22 protein-coding genes and 1 tRNA gene are annotated in these 25,604 nt (G+C 69.3%); 3 read left to right on the top strand and 20 right to left on the bottom strand.

All coding sequences use genetic code 11. From position 1 onward, the window contains the following. Nucleotides 1-200 precede the first annotated feature (200 nt). From WC971_09995 to WC971_09985, 3 genes are all read left to right on the top strand, one after another. Nucleotides 201-276 (top strand) — tRNA-Asn (locus WC971_09995). A 113-nt stretch (nucleotides 277-389) separates the two neighbouring features. Next, the gene (locus WC971_09990; protein ID MFA5845144.1) at nucleotides 390-1,349 is read left to right on the top strand and encodes a response regulator; all 960 of its coding nucleotides are present in this window, start codon (nucleotides 390-392) and stop codon (nucleotides 1,347-1,349) included. Nucleotides 1,350-1,367: 18 nt separating this feature from the next. After that, nucleotides 1,368-1,751, top strand: coding sequence for a response regulator (locus tag WC971_09985; GenBank protein MFA5845143.1), 384 nt, complete (start codon nucleotides 1,368-1,370; stop codon nucleotides 1,749-1,751). 7 nt (nucleotides 1,752-1,758) lie between these two features. Here the strand turns inward: WC971_09985 and rpoD are convergent, their stop codons facing one another. The 20 genes from rpoD to WC971_09885 form a co-directional block, all read right to left on the bottom strand. Beyond that, the gene (rpoD, locus tag WC971_09980; protein ID MFA5845142.1) at nucleotides 1,759-3,009 is read right to left on the bottom strand and encodes an RNA polymerase sigma factor RpoD; all 1,251 of its coding nucleotides are present in this window, start codon (nucleotides 3,007-3,009) and stop codon (nucleotides 1,759-1,761) included. 70 nt (nucleotides 3,010-3,079) lie between these two features. Beyond that, entirely contained in the window at nucleotides 3,080-4,921 is a 1,842-nt protein-coding gene (gene dnaG / locus WC971_09975; GenBank protein MFA5845141.1) for a DNA primase, read from the bottom strand. Between the two features lie 123 nt (nucleotides 4,922-5,044). Further along, complete coding sequence (locus WC971_09970) at nucleotides 5,045-7,168, bottom strand: sodium-translocating pyrophosphatase (GenBank protein MFA5845140.1); 2,124 nt, start codon at nucleotides 7,166-7,168, stop codon at nucleotides 5,045-5,047. Between the two features lie 136 nt (nucleotides 7,169-7,304). Beyond that, nucleotides 7,305-8,345, bottom strand: coding sequence for a deoxyguanosinetriphosphate triphosphohydrolase (locus WC971_09965; protein ID MFA5845139.1), 1,041 nt, complete (start codon nucleotides 8,343-8,345; stop codon nucleotides 7,305-7,307). Continuing rightward, the gene (locus WC971_09960) at nucleotides 8,342-8,677 is read right to left on the bottom strand and encodes a hypothetical protein (GenBank protein MFA5845138.1); all 336 of its coding nucleotides are present in this window, start codon (nucleotides 8,675-8,677) and stop codon (nucleotides 8,342-8,344) included. The genes WC971_09965 and WC971_09960 overlap by 4 nt, the downstream gene beginning before the upstream one ends. 38 nt (nucleotides 8,678-8,715) lie before the next feature. Continuing rightward, entirely contained in the window at nucleotides 8,716-11,379 is a 2,664-nt protein-coding gene (ppdK, locus tag WC971_09955) for a pyruvate, phosphate dikinase (GenBank protein MFA5845137.1), read from the bottom strand. 69 nt (nucleotides 11,380-11,448) lie between these two features. After that, entirely contained in the window at nucleotides 11,449-12,267 is an 819-nt protein-coding gene (locus WC971_09950) for a pyruvate, water dikinase regulatory protein (protein ID MFA5845136.1), read from the bottom strand. 7 nt (nucleotides 12,268-12,274) lie between these two features. After that, nucleotides 12,275-14,341: a glycine--tRNA ligase subunit beta gene (gene glyS / locus WC971_09945; GenBank protein MFA5845135.1), complete on the bottom strand. Its 2,067-nt coding sequence runs from the start codon at nucleotides 14,339-14,341 to the stop codon at nucleotides 12,275-12,277. Continuing rightward, complete coding sequence (locus tag WC971_09940) at nucleotides 14,338-15,210, bottom strand: glycine--tRNA ligase subunit alpha (GenBank protein ID MFA5845134.1); 873 nt, start codon at nucleotides 15,208-15,210, stop codon at nucleotides 14,338-14,340. The genes glyS and WC971_09940 overlap by 4 nt, the downstream gene beginning before the upstream one ends. Nucleotides 15,211-15,220: 10 nt before the next feature. Continuing rightward, nucleotides 15,221-16,000: a DNA repair protein RecO gene (gene recO, locus WC971_09935; GenBank protein MFA5845133.1), complete on the bottom strand. Its 780-nt coding sequence runs from the start codon at nucleotides 15,998-16,000 to the stop codon at nucleotides 15,221-15,223. A 5-nt stretch (nucleotides 16,001-16,005) separates the two neighbouring features. Beyond that, complete coding sequence (deoC, locus tag WC971_09930) at nucleotides 16,006-16,704, bottom strand: deoxyribose-phosphate aldolase (GenBank protein MFA5845132.1); 699 nt, start codon at nucleotides 16,702-16,704, stop codon at nucleotides 16,006-16,008. After that, the gene (gene era, locus WC971_09925; protein ID MFA5845131.1) at nucleotides 16,701-17,618 is read right to left on the bottom strand and encodes a GTPase Era; all 918 of its coding nucleotides are present in this window, start codon (nucleotides 17,616-17,618) and stop codon (nucleotides 16,701-16,703) included. Before era ends, deoC begins: the two co-directional genes overlap by 4 nt. After that, the gene (gene cdd / locus WC971_09920; protein ID MFA5845130.1) at nucleotides 17,615-18,034 is read right to left on the bottom strand and encodes a cytidine deaminase; all 420 of its coding nucleotides are present in this window, start codon (nucleotides 18,032-18,034) and stop codon (nucleotides 17,615-17,617) included. Before cdd ends, era begins: the two co-directional genes overlap by 4 nt. Beyond that, complete coding sequence (locus WC971_09915) at nucleotides 18,027-19,322, bottom strand: hemolysin family protein (GenBank protein MFA5845129.1); 1,296 nt, start codon at nucleotides 19,320-19,322, stop codon at nucleotides 18,027-18,029. The genes cdd and WC971_09915 overlap by 8 nt, the downstream gene beginning before the upstream one ends. A 48-nt stretch (nucleotides 19,323-19,370) precedes the next feature. Further along, a complete protein-coding gene (locus WC971_09910) occupies nucleotides 19,371-20,072 on the bottom strand; it encodes a diacylglycerol kinase (GenBank protein MFA5845128.1) in 702 nt (233 codons plus the stop codon). A gap of 3 nt (nucleotides 20,073-20,075) precedes the next feature. After that, complete coding sequence (ybeY, locus tag WC971_09905) at nucleotides 20,076-20,522, bottom strand: rRNA maturation RNase YbeY (GenBank protein MFA5845127.1); 447 nt, start codon at nucleotides 20,520-20,522, stop codon at nucleotides 20,076-20,078. A 2-nt stretch (nucleotides 20,523-20,524) separates the two neighbouring features. After that, entirely contained in the window at nucleotides 20,525-22,609 is a 2,085-nt protein-coding gene (locus tag WC971_09900) for an HDIG domain-containing metalloprotein (GenBank protein MFA5845126.1), read from the bottom strand. A 1-nt stretch (nucleotide 22,610) separates the two neighbouring features. Next, nucleotides 22,611-23,600 carry a PhoH family protein gene (locus tag WC971_09895; GenBank protein MFA5845125.1) on the bottom strand — a complete coding sequence of 330 codons (990 nt, stop codon included), beginning with the start codon at nucleotides 23,598-23,600 and terminating at the stop codon, nucleotides 22,611-22,613. 37 nt (nucleotides 23,601-23,637) lie between these two features. Continuing rightward, nucleotides 23,638-24,885 (bottom strand): MiaB/RimO family radical SAM methylthiotransferase, encoded by a 1,248-nt coding sequence (locus WC971_09890; protein MFA5845124.1) that lies wholly within the window; start codon nucleotides 24,883-24,885, stop codon nucleotides 23,638-23,640. Further along, the gene (locus WC971_09885) at nucleotides 24,882-25,583 is read right to left on the bottom strand and encodes a 16S rRNA (uracil(1498)-N(3))-methyltransferase (GenBank protein MFA5845123.1); all 702 of its coding nucleotides are present in this window, start codon (nucleotides 25,581-25,583) and stop codon (nucleotides 24,882-24,884) included. Before WC971_09885 ends, WC971_09890 begins: the two co-directional genes overlap by 4 nt. Between the last annotated feature and the right edge of the window lie 21 nt (nucleotides 25,584-25,604).

Here is a 25,604-nt window from a genome sequence, read left to right as displayed (position 1 = left end):
CTTCTCTGGCATCGAAAGCGGCATCCTCGTGGCCCTTCGCCGGTCGATCCGGCGTGGGCCGGTTCGAGTACCTTTTCTTCTGAGGCATCGAATCGGTTTCGAGTACATTCTTTCTGAGGCAACGCGCAGCCTTGCGACACCCCACGTCGTTCCGTATAATCAGCCGACGTGTCGCCCCCCGTTCGGGCGGTGCGCGATACTCCTCGGTAGCTCAATCGGTAGAGCATCCGGCTGTTAACCGGAGGGTTGTAGGTTCGAGTCCTACCCGAGGAGCCATAAGACCACTCCGGATCGCCTCCCTCGGGAGGCGATCCGCGTTTCGTACCATGCGATGCTGGGTATCCCTGGTAATGTGGGCTCCACGCCTCTCTGCCGGAAAGGGGAACCCCGTGCGAGTGCTCGTCGCCGATGATGACGAAGCGGGCCTCTACTTCGTCGTGTCTGTCCTCGAGTCGCAGGGCCATACCGTCGTGTCCGCTTCCGACGGAGTGACCGCGCTCGAGCACGCCCGCGCCGATCCCCCCGACCTCCTCATCACCGACATCCTCATGCCCCGCATGGACGGCTATCAGCTCTGCCGCGAATGGAAGTCCGACCCCGTCCTCCGGAACATACCGGTCGTCTTCTACACCGCCACGTACACCGAACCCGCGGACGAGAGGTTCGCAGGCAGCATCGGAGCCGACCTCTTCCTACGGAAGCCCCAGGAGCCACAGGCGCTGCTCGACCAGATCTCCCGGCTGATGGAGCTCCACATCGCCGGTGAGGCCGAGACCCGCCGGCCCGAGACCCGACGCGAGGACGAGGTTCTCAAGGAATACAGCCAGCGGCTCGTGGCGAAGCTGGAGACGAAGGTCCTCGACCTCAAGAGAAGCAACCGCGACCTCAGGCGCGCCATGGAGGTCCTCAGCGACGAGATCGAAGTGAAGAACACGCTGATCGACCAGCTCAACGCGTCGGTTGCTGTGAGGGCCGACCTGCTCACCAACCTAGATGCGGTCGTACTCGCCGCACCTGTCGCCGTCGTCGTCCTCGACGACGGCGGCAACGTCACCTTCTGGAACCCCGCTGCGGAGAGGGTGTTGGGTTTCGCGGGAGACGTCGCCGTCGGCGGACCCGATCCCTCGGTTCCCTCGGAGGGCGAGAACGACCGCGCCGCCCTCTTGGAAAGGCTGCGCTCCGGTGAGAGGGTCGCCGCCGCGGACGTGGTACTCGAACGCGGTGACGGCTCCACCGGTCGTTTCTGTCTCTCCGGAGCCCGTTTCGCCGGCGCCACCGGCGGAACGGGCGGCTTCGTGCTCTTCCTTCAAGACCGCGAGGACCCGGCATCGGCCTGCGCGGACCGCTGAACTGCGAATGGGGGACGGATGCCGCTAGTGCTGCTCGTCGACGACGACCTGGGGATACTCGACGTCTACCAGCTCTACCTGGAATCCAACGGATACGAGGTCGTCTGCGCGACCGACGGGGTGTCCGCCCTCGAGGTCATCGGCCGACAACTTCCCGACGTCATGCTCGCCGACGTGCGCATGCCCCTGATGGACGGATTCACGCTCGTCGACGAGATCCGCAAACGCGGTCACGATATCCCCGTCGTCCTGCATACCGCGTTCGACACCCCGGAAGCCCGTGCGCAGGCACGAGCCTTGCGCGTCGACGACATCGTCTTCAAGCCGTCGCCGCCCGGGGTCGTCATGACCAAGCTGCAGATGGCACTCGACGATCACAAAGGGCCGATGCACTCGTCGTGACCGGGGTCTACTCCAGGTAGTCCTTCAGGCGGCCCGATCGCGATGGGTGGCGCAGCTTGCACAGCGTCTTCGACTCGATCTGCCTGATGCGTTCCCGGGTCACCCCGAACTCGCGGCCGACCTCTTCGAGCGTCCGAGGATGGCCGTCGATCAGCCCGAACCTCAGCTCGATGACCTTGCGCTCGCGATCCGAGAGGCTGTCGAGGACCTTCGAGAGCTGCTCCTGCAGCATGGAGAAGGATGCCGCGTCGGGCGGGACGATCGCGTCGCCGTCCTCGATGAAGTCGCCGAGCTGGCTGTCCTCCTCCTCGCCGATCGGCGTCTCCAGCGAGACGGGCTCCTGCGAGATCTTGAGGATCTCGCGCACGCGCTCGGCGGTCATCTCCATCTTCTCGCCGATCTCGTCCGGGGTCGGCTCCCGACCGAGCTCCTGCAGGAGCTGGCGCTGCACGCGGATCAACTTGTTGATGGTCTCGACCATGTGCACGGGGATGCGGATCGTGCGCGCCTGGTCCGCGATCGCGCGGGTGATGGCCTGACGGATCCACCAGGTGGCGTAGGTGGAGAACTTGAAGCCCTTCGCGTAGTCGAACTTCTCGACCGCGCGGATGAGGCCGAGATTGCCTTCTTGGATGAGATCGAGGAAGAGCATCCCGCGACCGACGTAGCGCTTGGCGATCGAGACGACGAGCCTCAGGTTCGCCTCGACCAGGAGCTTCTTCGCGTGCAAGCCCGTGTTCTCGATCCTGGTGAGCCGGCGCTCCTCGGCGCGCTCGATCTTCCCGCTCTTGGCGCGAAGCTCGTCGAGTTTCGCCGCGGCCTCGAGCCCCGCCTCGATCTTCATCGCGAGGTCGACCTCTTGGCGCGCGGTGAGCAGCGGCACCTTGCCGATCTCCTTCAGGTACATGCGGACCGGATCGCCCGTCAGAGGCGCCAGGGTGTGAGCATCCGCACGCTTCTTCTTCGCCTTCTTCGCCTTCGCGGTCGGCTTCGGGATCACCAGCGCGAGGTCGGGAACCTCTTCTTCGACCGCTTCGAGGACGGGCTCGACGTCGGGCAGCAGGAGTTCGGGATCGTCCGTGCCCACGGTGGCGTCCGGTGTCTCGACCACGCCGATGCCGGTCCGCTCGAACAGCGCATAGACGTTCTCGACCTGCTCGGTGGAGAGGTCCATGTCGCCGAGCGCGCCCTGGATCTCGTCTTCCGTGAGAGTGCCGCTCTTCTTCCCGATCTTCAGGAGTGTCTTGACCTCAGCCAGCTCGAGTTCGGGTGCTGACTTCTCGGCCGAGGCCTTCGCGCGCTTGGGGGACTGTGGACTCACGTGTAGGTCACGCCTCTCCGTCGGTTCCGGTGCCCGTATCGCGACGTCGCGTCTTCGCTTCCCGCGTCAACGCCGCCACCTGCCTGAACGTGTCGTCTATCTCCTTCGCATCCTTCGCGGGGTCGAGAGATCGGATGCGGCCCTTCAGAACGGATATGCGCCGCTCGAGGTCGAATCCCTTTATTCGGTCCGCCACGTCGCGGAAAGCGGATTCTATCGCCTCGTCCTCACGCTCGTCCACCAACCATGCGCTGAGGATGCCCGCAGCCTCCGGAACGCTCCGGCAGACGGCATCCGCGAAAGGAGCCCCCACGGCCGTGCCCGCGCCGAGAACGGCCTCGAACAAGCGCGCATGCAGCGGATCGATGAACAGCGCCACCGATAGCGAATCTCGTGCCTGAGCGCGCAACGACTGATGCACGGCCAGCAGGCGCAGGACCTCGCGCTCGGCACGGCCCTCGGGACCCGAGGGCGGGATGATGACGGGTCCCGACGACTCGTCCGCCGCCGAGTGCGCGACCGCCGCGCGTGGCGACCGCACGCCGTGAAGCGCACGCTGTACCGTCGCATAGTCGACCAGCAGCCGACCCGCGATGTAGTTCACGTAGTCGTGCGCGAGGACGGAGTCGCCGAGAGGGACGAGCGCGGCGACTGCGTCCGCCAGCGCGCGCGAGCGCCCCTCGGGCGACGACAGATCGTGCGCATCGAGGCGCCGGTCGAGGACGAACCGCACGAGTGGCAGCGCGTCCGTGACGACCCGCTCCACCCCCTCCACGCCCTCCGCGGCGACGAGGTCGGCGGGATCGCGGCCTTCCGGGATCACCGCGACGAGCAGGTCCACCCGCGCGGCGCCCGCCTCGGGAGTCGCCTGCCAGTCGAGGAACTCGGATGCGCGGTCCGCGGCGCGCAATCCCGCCTCGTCCCCGTCGAACAGGTAGACCACACGCTTCGCGAAACGGGAGAGGAGGCGGACGTGACGCTCCCCGAGCGCCGTCCCCAGTGTCGCCACGGCGTTGCATACCCCCGCCTCGTGCAGGGCGATCACGTCCGTGTACCCCTCGACCACGATGGCCGTGCCCGTGCGTACGATGTGGTTCTTGGCCTCGTGGATGCCGTAGAGGTTCGCCGCCTTGTGGAACACCGGCGTGTCCGCGCTGTTCAGATACTTCGGCACCCCGTCGCCCAGCACGCGTCCGCCGAAACCGACGACGCGGCCGGAGAGATCGACGATCGGGAACATGATCCTGTCGAAGAACCGGTCCTTGAGCCGCCCGCCCTCGTCGGCGAGGGCGAGGTTCGCCTCCACGAGTTCCTCGCGCGTGAATCCCTTCGCGAGCAGAGCATCGGCCAGCGAGTCGCGTCCGCGCGGAGCGAAGCCGAGACGGTGCCCTTTGGCGACATCGAGACCGAAACCGCGGCCCTTCAGGTAGGCGCGGGCCGACGTGGCGGCCGCGTCCTTCGAAGAGACCAGAAGCCGGTGGTAGTGGTCCGCGGCCGCGTCGAGCGCGGCCAGCAGCCGCTCCTTGTGCCCGGCGGGAAGCCCGCCGCCGCCTTCCTCGCGTATCTCGATGCGGGCGCGATCGGCCAGACGCCGCACGGCGTCGGGGAAGTCGAGACCCTCCCCCTCCATGACGAACCCGATGGCGTCCCCGCCGCGGCCGCACCCGAAGCAGTGCCACAACTGCGTGGCGGGGTCGACCTTGAACGACGGCGTCTTCTCCTGGTGGAAGGGGCAGTTGCCCCAGAGCAGGCGTCCGCGCTTCTTCAGGACCACGGACTCCGCGATCAGTGCCGGAAGGTCGGTCGCGTCGCGCACCTTGACGACATCGTCGTCCGGGATCCGCCCCACTCGACCTCCCCTCGTGCATGCCAGACGGACGCTCCCGGACGCCGCTTATGATCGCGGCGCCCGGGAGCATGTTACCCGTTCGGACCGACACCCTGACGGGTACCGGCTCAGGAATGTGCGACTCTACATCCGGGTGAACAGCGGAGCGAACACCACGGCGATGACCGACATGACCTTGATGAGGATGTTCATCGACGGGCCCGCGGTGTCCTTGAAGGGATCGCCCACGGTATCGCCCACGACGGCCGCCTTGTGCGCCTCGGAGCCCTTTCCTCCGTGCGCGCCACCCTCGATGTACTTCTTGGCGTTGTCCCACGCGCCGCCGGAGTTCGCCATGAAGATGGCGAGCAGGAATCCGACGACGAGCGAGCCGGCGAGGAAGCCGCCGAGCGCGCTCTTGCTCCATAGGCCGATCAGGATCGGGAGCGCTACCGACAGGGACGCCGGCAGGATCATCTCTCGCAGGGCGGCACTGGTGGCGATGTCGACGCACTTGCCGTACTCGCCTTCGACGCCCTCGGCGCCCTCGCGCAGCCCTGTGATCTCACGGAACTGGCGACGGACCTCCTCGATCATTGCCTGAGCGGCGCGGCCGACGGCGTTGATCGCCAGCGACGAGAACAGGAACGGGAACATGCCGCCGACGAACAGGCCGATGATGACTTTGCTCTGCAGGATGTCGATATCCGCGAGACCGACCTTCGTGGCGTAGAGCTGGAAGTACGCGAGTGCGGTGACCGCGGCCGAGGCGATGGCGAAGCCCTTCGCGATGGCGGCGGTGGTGTTGCCGACCGAGTCGAGCGAGTCCGTGATGGCGCGGACCTCGGGGCCCTGGTGGCTCATCTCGGAGATGCCGCCGGCGTTGTCGGCGATGGGCCCGTACGCGTCCACGGCGACGACGATGCCGGTGGTGGCCAGCATGCCGATGGCGGAGAGGCCGACGGCGAAGATGCCGCCGCCGGCGGGCATGGCCCACTCGCCGGCCCAGTAGCTCACACCCATGGCGATGACGAGGAAGACGATCGACACCGCGGTCGACTGCATGCCCGTCGCGATCCCGGCCAGGATCGTCGTGGCCGGGCCGGTGTTGGCGGCATCGGCGATCTTCTTGACCGCCCCATAGGCGTCGGAGGTGTAGATCTCGGACGCCTGGCCGATGGCCATGCCGGCGGCGAGGCCGACGAAGATGGCCACGAAGAAGCCGAGCGGAGCCACGACGGCCTTGTCTGCGAACGTGGTGCCGGCCGGGACGAGCCACATCACTAGGAAGTAGCACGCGATGAGTGTGAGGATCGCGGCGGCGTACGTACCCACGGACAGCGAGCGGCCGGGGTGTCCGCCCTCCTTGCCGCGGACGAACGCGGTGGCCACGGCGGAGCAGATCATGCCGACGGCGGCGATGAGCACCGGCAGCAGCGCTCCGCGGAAGCCGAGCAGCAAGGAACCGAGCGCGAGCGGCGCGACGATGGCGCCGACGTAGGACTCGTAGAGGTCCGCGCCCATGCCGGCGACGTCACCGACGTTGTCACCGACGTTGTCCGCGATGACGGCCGGGTTGCGGGGATCGTCCTCGGGGATACCCGCCTCGACCTTGCCGACCAGATCGGCGCCCACGTCGGCGGCCTTCGTATAGATGCCGCCGCCGACACGCGCGAACAGCGCGATGGTGGAGGCGCCCAGGCCGAAGCCCGGGATGATGTCCGAGAAGACGATCTCGGCCGGGATGGAGAGACCGAATATGCTCCACGCCGCACCCTTGACGATCTCGAGGTCCTTGACCAGGCCCGTCGCGAACAGGAGCACGAGGAAGCACAGCGACACGCCGAGCAGTCCGAGGCCGGCCACGGTCAGGCCCATGACGGCGCCCCCGCGGAACGCGACCTCGAGCGCCTTGGGCATGCTCTTGGTGGCTGCATGGGTGGTGCGGGAGTTCGCCCGCGTCGCGATGGTCAGACCGATGAAGCCCGCGGTACCGGAGAAGATCGCACCGACCAGGTACGCGATCGACATGACGATGCCGCCGCTCGCGCGCAGGAAGACGGCCATCGCGACAGCGACCACAACAAGCACGATGGCTATCGCACGGTACTCACGGGTGAGGAATGCGATCGCGCCCTCCTGGATGTGCTTCGAGATCTTCTGCATGAGCGCCGACCCCGGATCCTGCTTGAGGACCCAGAACGCGTAGTAGGCCGCGGTCCCCAAGCCTGCCAGCGCGCACAACATGGCGATCCAGACGTAGATCAACTGACCCCTCCTTCTTCCCGAAGCCCCCGTCAGGCCGGCTTCCGGCTCGGACGAACGTGCAAGCGCGCCGTCGGGCACGCACATCTTGGCAAAAGATAGCGGAACGGCCAACGCACGGCAATCGAGACCGGGCCGGCTAGACCATCCAGCTCTTCGGCAGGAAGAACCGCTCGTGGCATCGTATGGCGAAGCGGTCGGTCATGCCCGCGATGTAGTCCGTGACTCGGAGCGGCAGTTCGTCGTCGGAGGCCGCCCGGTGCTCCTCGGGCAGGTCCTCGGGGTGCGCCATGTAGTGGTCGAAGAGAGACGCGACCAGACCGAACGCCTTCGGCTCCTCGACCTTCGCCTCGGAGCCCAGGTAGACATGGTCGAAGAGGAACGCCCGCAGCTCCATCATCGCGTCCCAGACGCGCGGCGTCATCCGGATGTCCTCGAGATCGGCGCTGGCGTCGACCATGTCGCGCACCATCGTCGTGATCCGCGCGCCGTGCGTGTGGCCGAGGACATCCGTGGGCGCCTCCGGGAGGTCCGCCTCGGCCAGGACACCCGCGCGCATCGCGTCGTCGATGTCGTGGTTCACGTACGCGATCCGGTCCGCCGTGGCGACGACGCGACCTTCGAGGGTCGACGCGCGTTCCTTGCCGGTGTGGCGCGCGATGCCGTCGCGCACCTCCCATGTCAGGTTCAGGCCTTTGCCGCCGTACTCGAGCCGTTCGACGATACGTAGCGACTGCTCGTTGTGACGGTAGGGGTGGACGGTCCCCGGATACTTGGCGGCGACCGCCGCGAGCTTCTCCGACAGCGCGTCCTCGCCGATATGCCCGAAAGGCGTGTGCCCGAGGTCGTGGCCGAGCGCGATGGCCTCCGCGAGGTCCTCGTTCAGTCGCAACGCGCGGGCGATCGACCGCGCGATCTGCGCGACCTCCAGGGTATGCGTGAGGCGCGTCCGGTAATGGTCGCCCTCGGGAGCGAGGAAGACCTGCGTCTTGTGGGAGAGGCGCCGGAAGGCCTTGCAGTGCAGGATGCGGTCGCGGTCGCGCTGGAACTCGGTGCGCAGAGGATCGGGCTCGAGCGGCGTGTCGCGACCCCGGCTCGCATCGGAGAACGCGGCCTGCGGCGCAAGACGCTCGTGTTCCTGCGCCTCCGCGGCCTCGCGTGTCAGGATGAGAGCGCTCACCAGAGGTTCCGCAGGACCGCCGCGGCGATAGCCACGCCGACGAGGCCGAAGGCGGTCGCGATCCCCCATCTGACCCGGAACCCCCACGCACGAGCGATGATCGCCCCCGCATACGCACCGAGCGCCGCGCCCAGGACGACTCCGAGGTCCGTCGAGCGCAGGGCCTCGGGCGACGTGACGCTCCCGCCGAGTACCTGGATCACCAAGCCGCTCGCGACGCACGCGAGCGTCGTCCCACCGAACCACGACTGCCACAGGGAGCGTTCGGTCTTCGAATGACCCTGGATGAGAGGCGAGCGCGCGGGCTGATACAGCCGCGTCTTGCCTGCCATGTGCGCGCCCTCCCCCCTCGCCGCCCTGCGACCTGTGCCTAACGGTTATCCGAGACCTGAGTCTTCTGTGCGAGCGCCGCCTGCGCGGCAGCCAGACGCGCGAGCGGAACCCGGTATGGCGAACACGACACGTACGTGAGCCCGATGCCGTGGAACAGCTTCACGCTGTCCGGGTCGCCTCCGTGCTCGCCGCACACACCCAGCTTGATCTTGGGGTTGACGGAGCGGCCCTTCTCGCACGCCATCGCCACCATCTGCGCGACTCCCGAGTCGATGGTCTCGAACGGGTTGCGCGCGAGCACCTTCCGCTCGAGATAGCGCGGAAGGAACTTCGACTCGATGTCGTCGCGGGAGAACCCGAAGACGGTCTGAGTGAGATCGTTGGTGCCGAACGAGAAGAAATCGGCGACCTTGCCTATCTCGTCGGCGGTCACCGCGGCGCGCGGGAGCTCGATCATCGTCCCGATGGGGATCGTGAAGACACAACTCTCCGCCGCCTGGACCTCCGCGACGATCACCTCCGACTCGGCGCGCAGCATCTCGAGCTCGGTGACGACCGAGACCAGAGGGATCATGATCTCCGGCCTCGGGTCCTTGCCGGCCTTCTTGAGTGCGCACGCCGCCTCGGCGATCGCGCGGACCTGCATGCCGTAGATCTCCGGGTACACGATCCCGAGCCGGCATCCGCGCAGCCCGAGCATCGGATTCATCTCGTGCATCGAGTCGATGAGCGCCAACAGCTTGCGCTTCGGCGCGAGCGTCGCCGCGTCGGCACCCTGGCACTCGAGTCGCGTGATGGCGATCGCCAGGTCGCGCGGGTCGTCGAGGAACTCGTGCAGCGGAGGATCGAGCAGGCGCACGGTGACGGGAAGTCCGTCCATCGCCTCGAAGATGCCCATGTAGTCCTCGCGCTGGACGCTGAGCAGCTTCGCCAGCGGAGCCGCGCGTTCGGCCTCGTCCTCGGCGAGGATCATGTCCTGCACTATCCCCTTCCGGTCACCGAGGAACATGTGCTCCGTGCGGCACAGTCCGATGCCCTCGGCGCCGAACTTCCGGCCGAGGATGGCGTCGTCCGGCGTGTCCGCGTTCGCGCGCACTCCCATCGTGCGGGCTTCGTCGGCCCACGCCAGCACGGTGCCGAACTCCTCGGAGACCTTCGGTTCGATGAGCTCGACCGACCCCTCGACCACGATGCCCGTCGTGCCGTCGATCGAGATGACCTCGCCTTCGCGCAGCTCCTTCTCGCCGATGCGCAGGACCTTCGCCGCGGCGTCGATGCGCAGCGCCTCGGCGCCGCACACGCAGGGCTTGCCCATGCCGCGCGCGACGACCGCCGCATGGCTCGTCTTCCCGCCATGGCTGGTGAGGATGCCCTGCGCGGCGACCATCCCGTGAAGGTCGTCGGGGGTCGTCTCCCAGCGCACGAGGATGACCTTCTGTCCCTGCTCGGTCGCACGCACCGCGTCGGCGGCCGAGAAGACGATCCCGCCCACGGCGGCACCGGGGCTCGCGTTGAGGCCCTTCGCGATGACGTCGTAGGACGCGTCCGGATCGAACTGCGGGTGCAGCAGCTGGTCGAGCTGCTCGGGATCGACCCTCATCACCGCTTCTTCCTTGCTGATGAGGCCTTCCGCGACCATGTCCGCGGCGATACGGAGCGCGGAGCGCGCGGTGCGCTTCCCCACGCGTGTCTGCAGCATCCACAACTTGCCCAGCTCGATCGTGAACTCGATGTCGCACATGTCGCGGTAGTGGTTCTCGAGCAGACGGAAGACGTCCTCGAGTTGCCCGCCGGCCTCGGGCAGGACGTCCTTGAGCTCGGCGATCGGGCTCGTGTTACGGATACCGGCGACGACGTCCTCGCCCTGCGCGTTCGTGAGGAAGTCGCCGTAGAAGACGCGTTCGCCCGTCGCCGGGTCGCGAGTGAACGCCACTCCGGTCGCGGACGTGTCGCCCTTGTTCCCGAAGACCATCGACTGGACGTTCACCGCCGTGCCGAGGGCCTCGTCGATGCGATGCATCTTGCGATAGAGGATCGCGCGGTCGTTCATCCAACTGCGGAAGACGGCCTCGATCGCGAGCATGAGCTGCTGCCGGGTGTCCTGCGGGAAGCCGTCGGCGTCGCCGTGCTCCTCGACGATGCGCTTGAACGCGCCCACGAGCCCCTTCAGGTCGTCGGCGGAGAGATCGGTGTCGTTGCGCACGCCGCGGGACTGCTTCAGAGACGTGATCGCGTTCTCGAAGAGGTCTCCCGGGATCTCGAGCACCACCTTGCTGAACATCTGCACGAACCGGCGGTAGCTGTCCCACGCGAACCGCGCGTCGCCGGTCTGGGCGATGATGCCCTCGACGGAGGCGTCGTTGAGCCCGAGGTTCAGGATGGTGTCCATCATCCCCGGCATCGAGAACGCAGCACCGGAGCGGACCGACACAAGCAGCGGGTCCGACGCGTCCCCGAGCCGCTTGCCCATCTTCGCCTCGAGCGCGGCCAGTGACGACAGGATGTCGTCGGTCAGCCCGTCAGGGAAACGTCCACCCGCCGCGTTGTACTCGGCGCACGTCTGGCATGTGATCGTGAAGCCGGGGGGTACCGGTAGCCCCAGCCGCGTCATCTCGGCGAGGTTGGCTCCCTTTCCACCGAGGACGTACTTCATGGAGGCGTCGCCCTCTTCGAAGGCATAGACGCGCTTCAGGTCCGACACAGCCCCTCCCCTTCGTTCGCTAGACCGTCGCGCACCGTGCCGGTGCACGCATATCCTACATGAACGACGTCATCCCTCCACGCCCGACGCGAGGAAGTGCCGGAGGATGTCCTGAGCGGTCTCCTCGATGGCGCGCCCTTCGGTCGACACGACGATGCACCCCAGCCGTCGCATGACGGCGCGCGCATCCTCTATCTCCTGCTCGACGGCCTCGCGGTCGTAGTAGCTGCCCGCGTAGGCGCCGAGGTCCGCGATCCGCTGCCGGCGGATCCTGACGAGCAGTTCGCCCGAGGCGACGAGACCGAAGATGCGCCGCGGATCGATCTCGTACAACTGGCGCGGCGGGTCCACACCGGGGACCAGAGGGACGTTCGAGACCCTGTACCCCTTGAACGCGAGGTACATCGACAGCGGCGTCTTCGATGTGCGCGAGACGCCGACGAGCACGATCTCGGCCTGCTCCAGTTCCTCGCCGCCTCGGCCGTCGTCGTGCTTGACCGCGAACTCGAGCGCTTCCACGCGCTCGAAGTACCCGCGGTCCGTCTTCCGGATGACGCCCGCCTCCCACGCCGGCTCCTCTCCGCTCGCATCGCCCAGAGCGGCGATGCAGGGACCGAGGATGTCGACTGCGGTGATGTCCATCTCGCGCGATATCGCGGCCATCTCGTCACGCAGGCGCGGCGCGGCGAGCGTGTAGAAGATGATGCACGCGCGACCGCACGCCCCATGGACGACGCCCTGGAGCTGTCCGCGCGTGGTGATCTTCGGGAGACGCACGACGTGGAAGGTGTCCGAAGGGAACTGCGAGAGCGCTGCCTTCGCCACCTGGTCCGCGGTCTCTCCGAGCGAATCCGAGAGGATGTAGACCGTCAGGGCCGCGACCGGCATCCCGGGACTACCCCTCGAGCTGTGCGAGATCGGCGAAGCCGGCGAAGAGGTCGGCGACGCGATTGAGGAGTCGCAGGCGGTTGGCGCGCACCGCAGCGTCCTCGTCCATCACGAGCACGCCGTCGAAGAACGCGTCGACCGGGCCGCGAAGACCCGCGAGCAGCCCGACCGCGTCGTCGTAGCGCCTCGTAGCCACCAGGGTGTGGACCTGCGCCTCGGCGGAGGTCACCGCATCGAACAGTGCGGACTCCACCGGCCCCATGAGCCCGGGATCGGGAACGTCGCCCTCTCGACGGTCGGCGAGGTTCGTCGCGCGTTTGCAGGCGACCAGCAGGTCCCTGCCGACGTCGGTCGAGCGCAGCGCCTCGAGCGCCTTCGCCCGCGCGAGCACGTCCGCAGGGTCTTCCGGCCGCACCGCCATCACCGCGGCGACGACGTCGTGCGCGAGCCCGCGGTCGCGCAGCATCACCTCGAGGCGGCCTTTGACGAAGACGCGCACGGCCGTGTCGGTGCCGGGACCCGCGATACCCTCGTATCCTTCGAGAGCCGCTTCGACCGCGGTGTCGAGCGTGAGGCGCAACCCGCCGTCGAGGATCATCGCCAGCACGCCGATCGCGGCGCGGCGCAGCGCGTACGGGTCCGCCGAACCGGTCGGCGCCTGCCCGACCGCGAAGATGCCCGCGATCGTGTCGAGTTTGTCCGCGGCGGAGACGAGCATCCCGGCCACGCTGGAGGGAAGCACGTCTCCGGCGAACCGCGGCTGATAGTGCTCGGTGATGGCCCGTGCGACAGCCGGCCCCTCGTTCGAGGCGAGCGCGTAGTAGCTTCCCATCACGCCCTGCAGCAACGGGAACTCGATGACCACGTGGCTCACGAGATCCGCCTTCGCCAGGTGGGCCGCTCGGCCCGCCTCGGCCGCGGCGCCCGGATCCGCGCCGTGGGCATCCGCGAGCCGCGCGACGAGACGCTCGACCCTGGCCGTCTTCGCGGCCAGGGTCCCGAGCTTCTCGTGGAAGGTGATGACGCCGAGGCCGCCGACCCAGTCCTCCATGCTCGAGGAGAGGTCCTCGCGGTAGAAGAACGCAGCGTCGGCGAGGCGGGCACGGATGACGCGCTCGTGACCGGCGACGATCTGCTCCGTGCGCGCCGGGTCCCCGTTGTGGACGACGACGAAGCCGTTCGTGAGCGACCCGGCCGCGTCCTCCACAGGGAAGTAACGCTGGTGCTTCGTCATCGCGGTCTCGATGACCTCGCGCGGAAGTGATAGGAACGACTCGTCGAACCTGCCGAGAGCGGCGGTCGGCCACTCGACGAGGTTGACCACCTCGGCGAACGTCCGCTCCGGGACGACGGCCTTGACGCCGTGCGACTCCTCGACCGCGGCGATGCCCTCGCGGATCAGGCGAGCCCGCTCCGCCTGGTCGTACACGAAAGAGCCCCGTCGAGCGGCGGTGTCGTACTCGGAGGCGTCCGCGATGGCGATCGCATCGACGGGCCCGAGGAAGCGATGCCCGCGGGTGCTGCCGCCCGCGACGAGCCCTGCGAAGGAGACGGGCACGACGTCACCACCCAAGAGGGCGAGCATCCACCGCACCGGACGGATGAAGCGGTCGGAGCCGCTCCCCCAACGCTGGGACTTCGGCCAAGCCAGTCCCTGCGCGAGAGACGCGAGCGTCGCGGGCAGGACCTCCGCGGCGGGAGCGCCGGTGTTCTCGATGACGGCGAACATGTACTCGCCGCCGGACTCGTCCGTGTCGCGCACGAGAGACGCGACCTCCACGCCTTTCCCGCGCGCGAAACCCTCCAGCGCCTTCGTGGGCGCGCCGTCGGCGTCGAACGCCGCGCGAGCGGCCGGCCCCTTCACGCGACGGTTCTCGTCGGCCTGGACCTCGGCGAGTCCCTTCACGCGCAACACCAGACGGCGCGGGGAGCCGAACGTCTCGACTTCGCCGAAGCCGAGGCGCGCCTCGCGCAAAGCGCGCTCCGCGCTCGCTTTCAGTTGCGCGATCGCGTCGTAGAGCGCGGCGGAGGGGATCTCCTCGACGCCTATCTCGAAGAGCAGTTCACGGCTCACCCGGCATCACCGCCGGCGAGTCCCTCGGGCCCCGCGTACGCCTCGGCGCACCCCTTCGCGAGAGCACGGACGCGGGCGATGAACGTCACGCGCTCAGTGACCGCGATGGCGCCGCGCGCGTCGAGCAGGTTGAACGCATGCGAGCACTTGAGGCAGTAGTCGTAGGCGGGAAGCACCGCTCCAGCGGCGAGCGCCCGCTTCGACTCCCCCTCGTACGAGTCGAAGAGACCGCGCAGCATCGTGGTGTCGGCGATCTCGAAGTTGTACGCGGACTGCTCGCGCTCGTTGCGCAGGAAGACGTCGCCATAGGTGACGCCGTCGACCCAGGTGATGTCGTAGACGCTGTCCACGCCCTGGATGTACATGGCGAGACGCTCGAGACCGTACGTGATCTCGGCGGGCACGGGGCGACATTCGATGCCGCCCACCTGCTGGAAGTACGTGAACTGCGTGACTTCCATACCGTTGAGCCAGACCTCCCAGCCCAGGCCCCAGGCGCCCAACGTGGGCGACTCCCAGTCGTCTTCGACGAGGCGGACGTCGTGCTGCGCCGGCTCGATGCCCATCGCGCGCAGCGAGCCGAAGTAGAGGTCGAGGACGTCGTCGGGAGACGGCTTCAGGATGACCTGGAACTGGTAGTAGTGCTGGAGCCGGTTGGGATTCTCGCCGTAGCGGCCGTCGGAGGGGCGGCGTGACGGCTGGACGTACGCGGTACGCCACGCGTCGGGGCCGAGCGCGCGCAGCGTCGTCGCCGGATGGAAGGTCCCCGCACCCACCTCGATGTCGTACGGCTGCAGCAGGACGCACCCCTGCTCGGCCCAGTACTGAGAGAGGGCGAGGATCATCCCCTGGAAGGTGAGTGGTGGCATCGTCCGGATGCTAGCCCACCCCACCCCCTCGGTCAAACGCTTCGATAGGGTGTCGCTCGAGGTACTCCAGCGAGCGCAGACGCGCAGGCACGTGCCACACGGCGTAGGCGCGCAGAGCGCCGACGCACTCCCGCAGCGCCTGCTGTGGGAACTCCATCGCACCGATCTCCTGCATCCTCGCCTGCAGCAGCGTCGCGAGCGCGGCGCGCGCCGGCACCGACACCCGCGCGACGGCCTCGCCCTGCTGGGAGCACGCCTCGCAGAGCACCCCTCCGGCCTCGTTCGAGAACGCCTCCGAGTCGCCTGGATCGCCTCCGCACGCGGCGCAAGCGGACAGCAGCGGCCTGAAGCCGAGCATCGCGAGCGCCTTCGCGACGAAGGCGACGACGAGCGCGAGGAGAGTCGCGGCATCGGCGATCTCCATGGCGTCGAGGGTCGCCAGGGCGAGAGCGTAGAGGCGGTCCTGGACGTCGCCCTCGAGGGTGGCCTTGTCGAGCAGGTCCGCGACGACCGACGCGGCGGTCGCGCGGTCGAGGTCCGTGCGCAGCGCCTCGCGGCTCTCGACGACCTCGACCTCGCTCACGACGTCGAGGCTGCGCCCTGTATGGAGGAGGAGGTCGACGACCGCGAACGGCTGGAGCCTTCCCCCGGTGCGCGACCCGGGCTTGCGTGCGCCCTTCGCCACCGCTCGGACCTGGTGCCCGTCCTGGGCCAGCATCGTGACGATTGAGTCGGTCTCCCCGAGCTTCGTGTACTTGAGCACGAGCGCGCGCAACCTGTACGGAGCCACTGCCCCTAGTCCCCGGAGTCGAGCGCTTCGAGCAGCAAGAGACCGGCGGACGTCCCTATCCGGTCCGCGCCCGCTGAGAGCATGGAGAGCGCCGCCGGCAGGTCGCGGATCCCGCCCGCGGCCTTCACCCCGACGGCGGGTCCGACCGCCGCACGCATGGCGCGCACGTCCTCGACCGAGGCGCCGCGCGGACCGAACCCCGTCGACGTCTTCACGAAAGCCGCGCCCGCACGCGCGGCGAGCGCTGTAGCGGGTCCGACCGCTTCCGCGGGCAGGTGCCCGGTCTCGAGGATGACCTTCACGAGCCCGGACCCGCCGGACTCGGAACGCACCGCGGCGACGACCGCCGCGATGTCCTCCGTCACGTATCCTTCGTCGCCCTCGATGAGCGCGCCGATGTGGACGACCATGTCGACCTCCGCGCAACCTGCGGCGACGAGCCTGCGCGCCTCGTCCGCCTTCGCACCGGTCTGCGCGAAGCCGAGCGGGAACCCGCACACGGAGCAGACACGCGTCGTGCTCCCCTCCAGCGCGCGTGCGGCGTCGGGCACGAGGAACGGTGCGACGCACAGCGCGGCGAAGCCCTTCCCTGCGTTCGCGGCGAGCCACTCGCGCCCCTCGCGCGGACCGGCGGTCGGCGACAGCAGCGTCTGGTCTATCGCAGCGGCGAACGCATCCCGCTTGGGCAGCAGTGTCGCGCTCATCCTCGCCCTCCGTCCCCGTAGCCGAATCTCCTGACCTGCCCCTCGTCGCGGCGCCAGTCGCGCTTCACCTTGACCCTCAGGTCGAGATGGACGCGCGTCCCAAGGAGCCGCTCGAGGTCGCGCCGGGCCTCGGTACCGATGGTCTTGACCATCTCTCCGCCCTTCCCGACGAGGATACCCTTCTGCGACTCGCGTTCCACGAAGACCGTCGCCGAGACGAGCGAGAGGTCCGACCGCTCCTCGTGGGAGAGCTCCTCGAGCATGACCCCTACCGCGTGCGGCACCTCGTCGCGCGTGTTCAGGAGGACCTTCTCGCGGATGAACTCCGCGATCGCGGCCTCGAGGGGCTGGTCCGTGCGCATCCCCTCGGGGAAGTACCGCGGACCCTGGGGAAGGAGCGACGCGAGCAGGGTCACGAGGTCGTCGAGCCCCTCGTCGGCCACGGAGGAGACGACCGCCACGGAATCGAAGGACATGAGGGCGCGGGCGGCCTCGACCTGGCGCGACACCGCCGCGGGGTCGGTGAGATCGGACTTCGTCATGACGAGCACCTTGCGCGCCTTCGCCGACTCCACGCGCTTCGCCACCCACGCGTCCCCCCGGCCCACGCGCGCGGACGCGTCGACGAGCAGGCACGCGACGTCGACGTCGGCCAGAGCGGCGAGCCCAGCGCGGTTCAGACCGGCGCCGAGAGCGTCCACGGGCTTGTGCAGACCCGGCGTGTCGACGAGCACGATCTGGACGCCCGGCCGGTCGACCACGCCGCGCAGACGCGAACGCGTCGTCTGCGGCACGGGAGACGTGATGGCGATCTTCTCGCCCACGAGGGCGTTGACCAGCGTCGACTTACCGGCGTTCGGGCGCCCGACGAAGGCGACGAAGCCGCTGCGGAACGGCTCTGCCGTCCCCGTCACGCCTCGTCGTCCTGGTCGAGGTAGCCTCTGACGAAGGCGTCGGGCAGCATCTCCTCCAGAGAGGAGACCTCCACCGCATCCGTCTTGCCTCCCATGATGACGCGCATGGCGGGGTTGAACTCCGCGAGGAACTGGCGGCACGCTCCGCACGGCACGGTCGGCGCGTCGGAGTCCCCGACGACCGCGACCGCATCGATCTCGGTGCAGCCCGCGGCGATCGCGGCCGCCGCCGCCGCCCGCTCCGCGCACATCGTCGACCCGTACGCCGCGTTCTCGACGTTGACTCCCTGGTAGATCTCCCCGCCGGCGAAGACGGCCGCCCCCACCCGGAACCCGGAGTACGGCGCGTACGCCTTCTCCTGCACCTCGCGGGCGAACGCGAGCAGAGTCAGGTCTGTCGGCGAGATCCTATGCATCCTCGGCTCCTTCCGCGCCCGCCAGCCGAGAGGCCGGCTCGACGACGAGTTGTCGTATACGTGTACCTTGCAGGTCGTCGACGGTGATGCGCAACCCCTCGACCTCGACGCCGTCCCCGAGTGCGGGTATGCGTCCGGCCAGCTCGCTCACGAGACCGCCCACCGTGTCGGCATCACTCTCGATCGCCGTGCCGAAGCGCTCGTTCAGCTCGTCCACGGGCAGGCGAGCGTCCACCCTCAACCTGCCGTCCGCGAGCTCGACGACGAGCGGCTGATCGCGATCGTACTCGTCGAAGATGTCCCCGACGATCTCCTCGATCAGGTCCTCGATCGTCACGAGGCCCGCCGTTCCCCCGTACTCGTCGGCGACGATCGCGATGTGCGTCTTCGTCGAGCGCATATCGACGAGGAGTTCCTCGACCGACTTCGTCTCGGGGACGAACCGCGCCTCGCGCGCGACCGCCGCGACGCCCCTTCGAAGCTCTCCCCTCCCGACCTCGAGCAGAAGGTCCTTGGCGTAGAGCACGCCGCGGATGTCGTCGAGCGTGTCGTGGAAGACCGGCAGACGGGAGTAGCCGGTCTCCGAGATGAGCGCCAGCGCGTCTTCGACCGTGGCGTCGTCCTCGAGGCAGCGCATGTCGGTCCGCGGCACCATCACCTCGCGCACCCGCGTCTCGGCGAAGGCCGCGACCGCGTCGATGAGGTCGTCGTCCGCCTGGTCGCGCGCGGCGTCCTCGTCCGGAGCGCCGCCGGCGCGCACGATGTCCGACGTCGCCCACGGGTCGTCCACGGACTCCTCGCCGCGCACGAGCCGTGCCCCGCGAGTCCACGCGACCCCGAGCAGCCGCACGAGCGGATGCGCGGCGTCGGCGAGACGGAGCGCCCAGCCGGCGGCCGCGAGACCGACGTCCTCGGGGTTCTGCACCGCGATCGTCCGCGGCAGAGTCACCGCGAACGAGAAGACGACGAACGTGCCCAGCGCGAGACCGATGCCGAAGGTCGCCGGCGACGGCACCGCGGGGAAGATGTCGCTCACGAGGATGACGCACGTCAAGGAGGCGAAAGCGCTCGTCACCGCCGTGAACACGGCGGCCGCCGCGGTGGTGCGGCCGGGACGCTCGAGAAGGCGCTCGAGCGCGACGGCGCCCTCGCGTCCGCCCTCCGCCATGCGATGGGCCCTCGCCCGCGTGAGCAGCGCGCTCGCACCGTCCGCGGCGCAGAGCACCGACGTGGCGGCGCACAGGAACGCCGTCAGCGCCAAGGCCGCCAGGTCGATGAGAGCGGTCATGGCACCTCCCGGGACGTCGCGCTACCGGCGAAGCCGGACGCCGCGATCCTAGTGCCAGGATACCTGAAACACGATCGTCGCCAGCAGCAGGCCCAGCAACGCCCCGATGATCACCTGCGGGATGGTGTGTGTCTCGGACTCGACGCGGCTCTGAGCCACCAGGGCGGCGATGAAGAGCGCCAGCACGGTCGCGTCCGCGCGACCGGACGCGTACCCGACGGCCGCGGCCGCCGCCGTGGCGAGGGCGGTGTGGCCGGACGGCCATCCGCCTTGCAGCCACGTCCCTTCCCGGCCGAGCGCCTTACCGACGAGGACGGCGAGCGCGGTGAGCGCGAGCGCGATGACCGTCAGGTGCGAGGGCGCCTCCCGTACCCGGGAGAGGACCGTCGTGGTCACGCTCGTCAGGCGCTTGAAGAAGACCAGATAGCCGACGGCGACAGCGTCGAGCGACGCGATCAGCACCGCGCCTGCCGCCACGTCCTTCGCCGTCTTCGCCATGGGGTCGAAGGTGTCCGTCGCGACGTCGACGGCCGCCTCGATGGCCGTGTTCGCGAGTTCCGCGACGAAGACGCACGAGATCGCGAAGAGCACCATCGCGAGCTCGAGCCGTGTGATGCGGAAGAAGAGCGCCCCGCCGAGGACGACGGCCGCCGCGAGCGCGTGCAGCCGCATGTTGCGCTGCGTGCGCAGGGTGAAGACGATCCCCTCGATCGCGTAGTTGAAGCTCCAGAGCAGCGACCGGCTGCGCATGCGCTAGCCCGCCAGGTGGTACGCATCGAGCAGTGCGGCCTCGCGCGACTGCATGACCGCGGCGTCCTCGTCCGACTCGTGCTCGTACCCGAGCAGGTGGAGGATGCCGTGGACGAGCAGGAGGTCGAGCTCAGCCTCGACGGTGGTCCCTGCCTCGATGGCGTTCGCGGCGGCGACCTCGGGCGCGATGACGACGTCGCCGAGGGTGATGGGCTCGCCGCCCGACGCGGCGCAGGGGTCGTCGCAGCCGAACGACAGGACGTCCGTCGGGCCGTCGACTCCACGGTAGCGCTCGTTGAGATGGGCCATCTCCTCGGAGTCGACGAGTGCGACGGAGAGTTCCGCGAGGTCGGGCACCTCCTCGCGCTCCATGACGAAGAGCGCGAGCCTCTCGAACGCCTCGACGTCGAGGACCTCCGGATCCCGATGGGTGGTCACGCTGACCTGCATCTTCAGGACCTCCTAGTCGGGACCGGCTCGGGATACTCCAAGCGAGCGTGATGGACGCTCGCCAGCAGGTGCGAATAGACGGCGACGACGCGCTCGATGTCGGCGAGCGTGAGACCCGACTCGGCGAGCTGCCCGTCGGCGAGCCTGTCGTCGACGACCTTGCGGACCGCCTGTTCGATGCGCACCGGCGACGGGTTGCGCATGCTGCGCACCGCGGCCTCCGCGCTGTCCGCGAGCATGACGAGCGCCGCCTCGCGGCTGCTCGGAGGTTCTCCCGTGTAGCGGAAGTCCGCCTCCAGCATCGGCGCGCCACTCCCGCGACTCGCCTTGTCCCAGAAGTAGGAGACGAGCGACGTGCCGTGATGCTGTCTGATGATCGCCACGATCTCCTCGGGCAAGCGGTATTCGCGGGCGAGTTCGACGCCCTCACGGACGTGCGCGGTGATGATCAGAGCGGAGAGCGTCGGCGAGGTGCGGTCGTGGGGGTTCTCGCTGCCCGCCTGGTTCTCGACGAAGAACCCGGGGCGGCGGACCTTGCCGATGTCGTGGTAGTAGGCCCCCACCCGGGCGAGCAACGGGTTCGCTCCGATTGCGTCGGCCGCCGTCTCCGCGAGGTTGCCCGTCATCACCGAATGGCTGTAGGTGCCCGACGCCTCGACCATCAGCCGCTTCAGCAGCGGGTGCGAGGGATTCGCGAGCTCGAGGAGACGCACGTCGGTCGTCACTCCGAAGACCACCTCGAAGAACGGGAGCAGACCATAGGCGAGGACGGAGGAGAGCAGTCCTCCCACGAGACCCCACCCGCCCGCGGTGATCGAAGCCTGCGGCCCGACCCCCGACGCCGCCGTGACGAGCGCGCCGGCCGCGCCCATGCTCACGGCGACCGCGCCGCCCGCGACGAAGAGCCTCCTGCGTTCGGTCATCGACGCGACGGCGACCACGGCGACGACGCTCACGATCAGCGCGCCCACGAGCGTGGCTCCGGTGGAGAAGCCTAGGAGCGATCCGACGACCGTGGAGCATATACCGACCACGATGCCGACACGATGGTTGACGAGCAGCGTCGCGAGCATCGCTGTGAGCGGCACCGGGAGAAGGAACGGCGGCGTCTCGGGTGCTAGCCAGACGACGAACCGCGTCATGTACGCCATCCCGACGACGAGCGTGCCGAGGATGAGCAGGTCGCGATAGCGCCTCCACACCCTGTCCTCGAATCGGCGCAGGTACGCGCCCCCGGCCAGCACCATGCCCGCCATCAGCAGGGCCGCGGCGGCGAGCGCGCCCATGGATCCGGCCTCGACACGGCCGAGACTGCTGACCAGCTTCACCTGCTGGCTCGTGACGACCTCTCCGCGGACGACGATGTTCTCCCCCGCCTGCTTCGCGACGACGACCGGGGCGACCTTGGCCTCGGCGGCCCGGCGCGCCTCGGAGGTCGCGGCCTCGTCGACCTCGAGAGTCACCCGCAGCGCGCGGCCCGCCACGTCGGCGACGAGCGCCCGCTCCTCGAGCCGCAGCGGCATGAGGCTCGCGTACTCGGAGGCCTGCAGACGGGCGTCGTCGAGATCGGCGGCACGGATCCGCCGGGACATGAGCGTGCCGACCAGCTGCTCGGCGTCGCGGGAGACGGTGTCGAGACCCGCGTCGTCCAGCGAGAGTGCGGTGCGCAGCGACCGCTCCGAGACGGCGATCTTCAGACGCGTCCGCAACCAGGCCTCCTGGCGATCGACGTCGCCCGGGAAGGCCCTGCGCGACGCCATGACCGACGTGAAGAGATCGCGCACGTCCCTTGCCGCGACCGGGGGGGCCTCGGCGTCGTGGACGTAGACCGGCGACACCGAGGCTCGGGCCTCCGCACGCAGGATGCGGCTCGCCGAGGCGTCGACGTAGTGGATGTCGCGGGTCGCCCGGTAGGTCCGCGGCGCGGGCTTCCCCGCGACCAACCCCACGGGAGCGGTGCCCACGGCGATCGGGATGGCCGCGAGCACCACGACCGCGACCGTCAGGGCGAGACGCTGCCCCGCGAACGACGCGAGCGGGCCTTCGCTCGGCCAGAAACGCTTGAACCTGTCGAACGCGCTCGCCATGTCAGTCCCGCCCGCGAGCGGCCGCCGGTGCGGCAGCTCGTTCCTCCTCGAAGGCGTGGTAAGCGGTCACTATCCGCTGGACGAGCCGGTGGCGCACGACGTCGCGCGACGACAGTTCGACGAACGCGATATCGTCGACGCCGGCGAGGATCCCGCGGACCTGCTTCAAGCCGCTCGCGCCGCCCGGAAGGTCGACCTGCGTCACGTCACCGGTCACGACCACCTTGCTGCCGAATCCCAGTCGCGTGAGGAACATCTTCATCTGTTCGGGAGAGGTGTTCTGCGCCTCGTCGAGGACGACGAAACTGTCGTTGAGGGTGCGGCCGCGCATGAACGCGAGCGGAGCCACCTCGATCACGCCGCGCTCCGTCAGGCTCGTCGACTTCTCGACGTCCATCATGTCGAACAGCGCGTCGTAGAGGGGGCGCAGATAGGGGTCGACCTTGTCGAAGAGCGTGCCCGGCAGGTACCCGAGCTTCTCGCCGGCCTCGACCGCCGGCCGCGTGAGGATGAGGCGGCCGACCTCCTTGCGCTTGAGCGCCTCGACCGCCATCGCCATCGCCAGGTAGGTCTTGCCCGTGCCCGCCGGGCCGATCCCGAACGTCACGGTGTTGGAGCGGATCGCGTCGACGTAGCGCTTCTGCCCCGCCGTCTTCGGCCGGATCGTCTTGCCGCGATGCGTCAGCAGCACGTCGGAGAAGACGCCGCTGGGGCTGGCGTCGCCCCGTTTGAGCATGTCGATGGCCCGATCGATGGACTCCACAGTGAGCTTCTCGCCCTGGATGAGGAGCTGCATCAACTCGCTGAAGAGCGCGGAGACGGCCTGTGACTCCTGGGGGTCGCCGGAGATGGTTATCTCGTCGCCACGCACCGAGATCGTCGACTCGAACTGGTCCTCGATGAGCTTGAGAAGATGGTCCCCTTCGCCGAGCAGGTCGACCATGTTGAGTCCGGCGGGGGCGACCAGACGGATCCGGGCAGCTTCGGTCACGCGAGCACCACATCCTTCCTTCGCGCCATCGGCGATTCTACCACTCGCCGAGCGCGAACGTGCCCTGAGAGCCGCTCAACCGCACGCGCACGACGTCGCCCGGACGCGACTCCCGCGCGGGCATGCGGACCTTGAGATAGTCCTCGCTCGTGCCGAGTGCATACCCGTCTTCGACGCGCTCCACCAGCACGTCCGCGTCGCCGCCGATCCTGCCGGCGAGATACGCTGCGCGCAGGCGCTCGCCGACTTCGCGCAGGAGGGCCGCCCGGCGGTGGCGCTCGCCGGGGGCGACGGCGCCCGCCATCGACGCCGCGGCGGTGCCGGGGCGCTCGGAGTACGGGAAGACGTGCGTCTTCGCGAAGCCGACGCGCTCGCACAGCGCGACGGTCGCGTCGAGGTCGGCGAGCGTCTCGCCGGGGAGACCGGCGATCACGTCGGTCGTCACCGCGAGGCCGGGAAGCGCATCGCGCGCCGCGGCGATCGCGCGCTCGAACGTGGCCGCGTCGTACGGGCGGCCCATCGCCGAGAGCACCGCGTCCGACCCCGACTGGAGCGGGACGTGCAGATGCCGGCACACGCCCGGCACGCACGCGAGGGACTCGAGCAGCCGCTGGGTGAGGTGCGCGACCTCGATGCTGGAGAGGCGCACGCGACGCACCCCCGTCGCGGCGACAGCGGTCACGAGGGCCGCAAGGTCGGAGCCCGCGTCGTCGTAGCGTCCGAGGTTGACGCCGGTGAGCACGACCTCGGGAGTCCCGTCCGCGACGAGCCGCTCCACGCCCGCGACGACCTCGCCGAGGGGGACGGAACGCGGCACGCCGCGCGCCGTGGGGACGATGCAGTACGCGCATCGGCAGTCGCATCCGTCCTCGACCTTCACCATCGCACGGGTGCCCGCATGGACCGCGGCCCCCGGCGCGCTCGGCGCGGCCGGGTCCGCCTCTCGCCCCAGGGCCTCGAGCGCCCGAGTTGCGACGAGCGACCTGTCGGGCTCAGCCACCACACTCTCCCCCAGCGCCGACACCGCGGCGGGATCGACCGACACGAGACACCCCGTCACGACGACCGGAACGCCCGCGCGCGCGAACCGGCGCACGACCTTGCGCGCCTTGCGGTCGGCCTCGCCGGTGACGGTGCACGTGTTCACGACGACGACGTCGGCGTCCTCCGGCGACGTCTCGACGAGACCGCAGGCCCGCAGGGACGCCGCTGCCGCCGCGCCGTCGACCTGGTTCACCTTGCATCCCAGCGTCACGACGGCGAACGACGGCCCGGCCTCGCTCACCCCAGTCCGCCGAGCTCGTACAGCGTCAGCGCCAGAGCGGCTATCGCCGCGGTCTCCGTGCGAAGGATCGAGGGCCCGAGGCCGACGGTCACGGCCCCCGCCTCGACCAGCCACTCGACCTCCGCGGTAGAGAGCCCTCCCTCCGGGCCGACCACGACGACGACCGCGCTGTCCGGTCCGGCGCCGGCGGCGCGCAACCCGGCGCCCACCGAGACCGCGCCCTCGCCCGCTTCCTCCCAGCACACGATCGCGGCGTCCGCCGCACTCACGAGCGAGAGCAGCGCCTCGAAGGAGACCGGCGCCGATACGCCGGGGACGTCCACGCGGCTGGATTGCTTCGCCGCCTGCGCGGCGATGCGGTCCCAGCGGGCGGCGCGCTCCTCACCCTTCGCCGCGTCGAGGCGCACGATCGAACGCGCGGCGGCGAACGGCACCACGGCCGCCACGCCGAGCTCGGTGGCCTGCCGCACGACGTCGTCGAGCTTCGCGCCCTTCGGCAGCCCCTGCGCGAGCGTGACGCGCGGACGCGCCGTGCGCGACAGCGTCTCCTCGACGACCGCCCGCACCTCTTCGCGCACACCGGTGAGGCGAGCCACGTTCGCGGTGCCGTCGGGTGAGACCACGACGACACGCTCGCCGGGGACCATCCGCAGCACGTCTCGCAGGTGATGGACGTCGTCCGACGAGAGAGGCAGCACCGCGTCCTCCCCTGCAGGGGC

Source organism: Coriobacteriia bacterium (genome assembly GCA_041658765.1).
Taxonomy (GTDB): domain Bacteria; phylum Actinomycetota; class Coriobacteriia; order Anaerosomatales; family JBAZZO01; genus JBAZZO01.
The sequence above is the reverse complement of the archived record's forward strand: the minus strand, read 5'-3'. Positions and strand labels throughout refer to the sequence as shown.

Excerpts from the sequence above, each read along its gene's own strand:
- WC971_09985 (MFA5845143.1), top strand. The coding sequence starts at position 1,368 with ATGCCGCTAGTGCTGCTCGTCGACGACGACCTGGGGATACTCGACGTC.
- WC971_09960 (MFA5845138.1), bottom strand. The coding sequence starts at position 8,677 with ATGGCAGGCAAGACGCGGCTGTATCAGCCCGCGCGCTCGCCTCTCATC.
- WC971_09950 (MFA5845136.1), bottom strand. The coding sequence starts at position 12,267 with ATGCCGGTCGCGGCCCTGACGGTCTACATCCTCTCGGATTCGCTCGGA.
- WC971_09940 (MFA5845134.1), bottom strand. The coding sequence starts at position 15,210 with ATGCCACCACTCACCTTCCAGGGGATGATCCTCGCCCTCTCTCAGTAC.
- deoC (MFA5845132.1), bottom strand. The coding sequence starts at position 16,704 with ATGAGCGCGACACTGCTGCCCAAGCGGGATGCGTTCGCCGCTGCGATA.
- cdd (MFA5845130.1), bottom strand. The coding sequence starts at position 18,034 with ATGCATAGGATCTCGCCGACAGACCTGACTCTGCTCGCGTTCGCCCGC.
- WC971_09915 (MFA5845129.1), bottom strand. The coding sequence starts at position 19,322 with ATGACCGCTCTCATCGACCTGGCGGCCTTGGCGCTGACGGCGTTCCTG.
- WC971_09910 (MFA5845128.1), bottom strand. The coding sequence starts at position 20,072 with ATGCGCAGCCGGTCGCTGCTCTGGAGCTTCAACTACGCGATCGAGGGG.
- ybeY (MFA5845127.1), bottom strand. The coding sequence starts at position 20,522 with ATGCAGGTCAGCGTGACCACCCATCGGGATCCGGAGGTCCTCGACGTC.
- WC971_09900 (MFA5845126.1), bottom strand. The coding sequence starts at position 22,609 with ATGGCGAGCGCGTTCGACAGGTTCAAGCGTTTCTGGCCGAGCGAAGGC.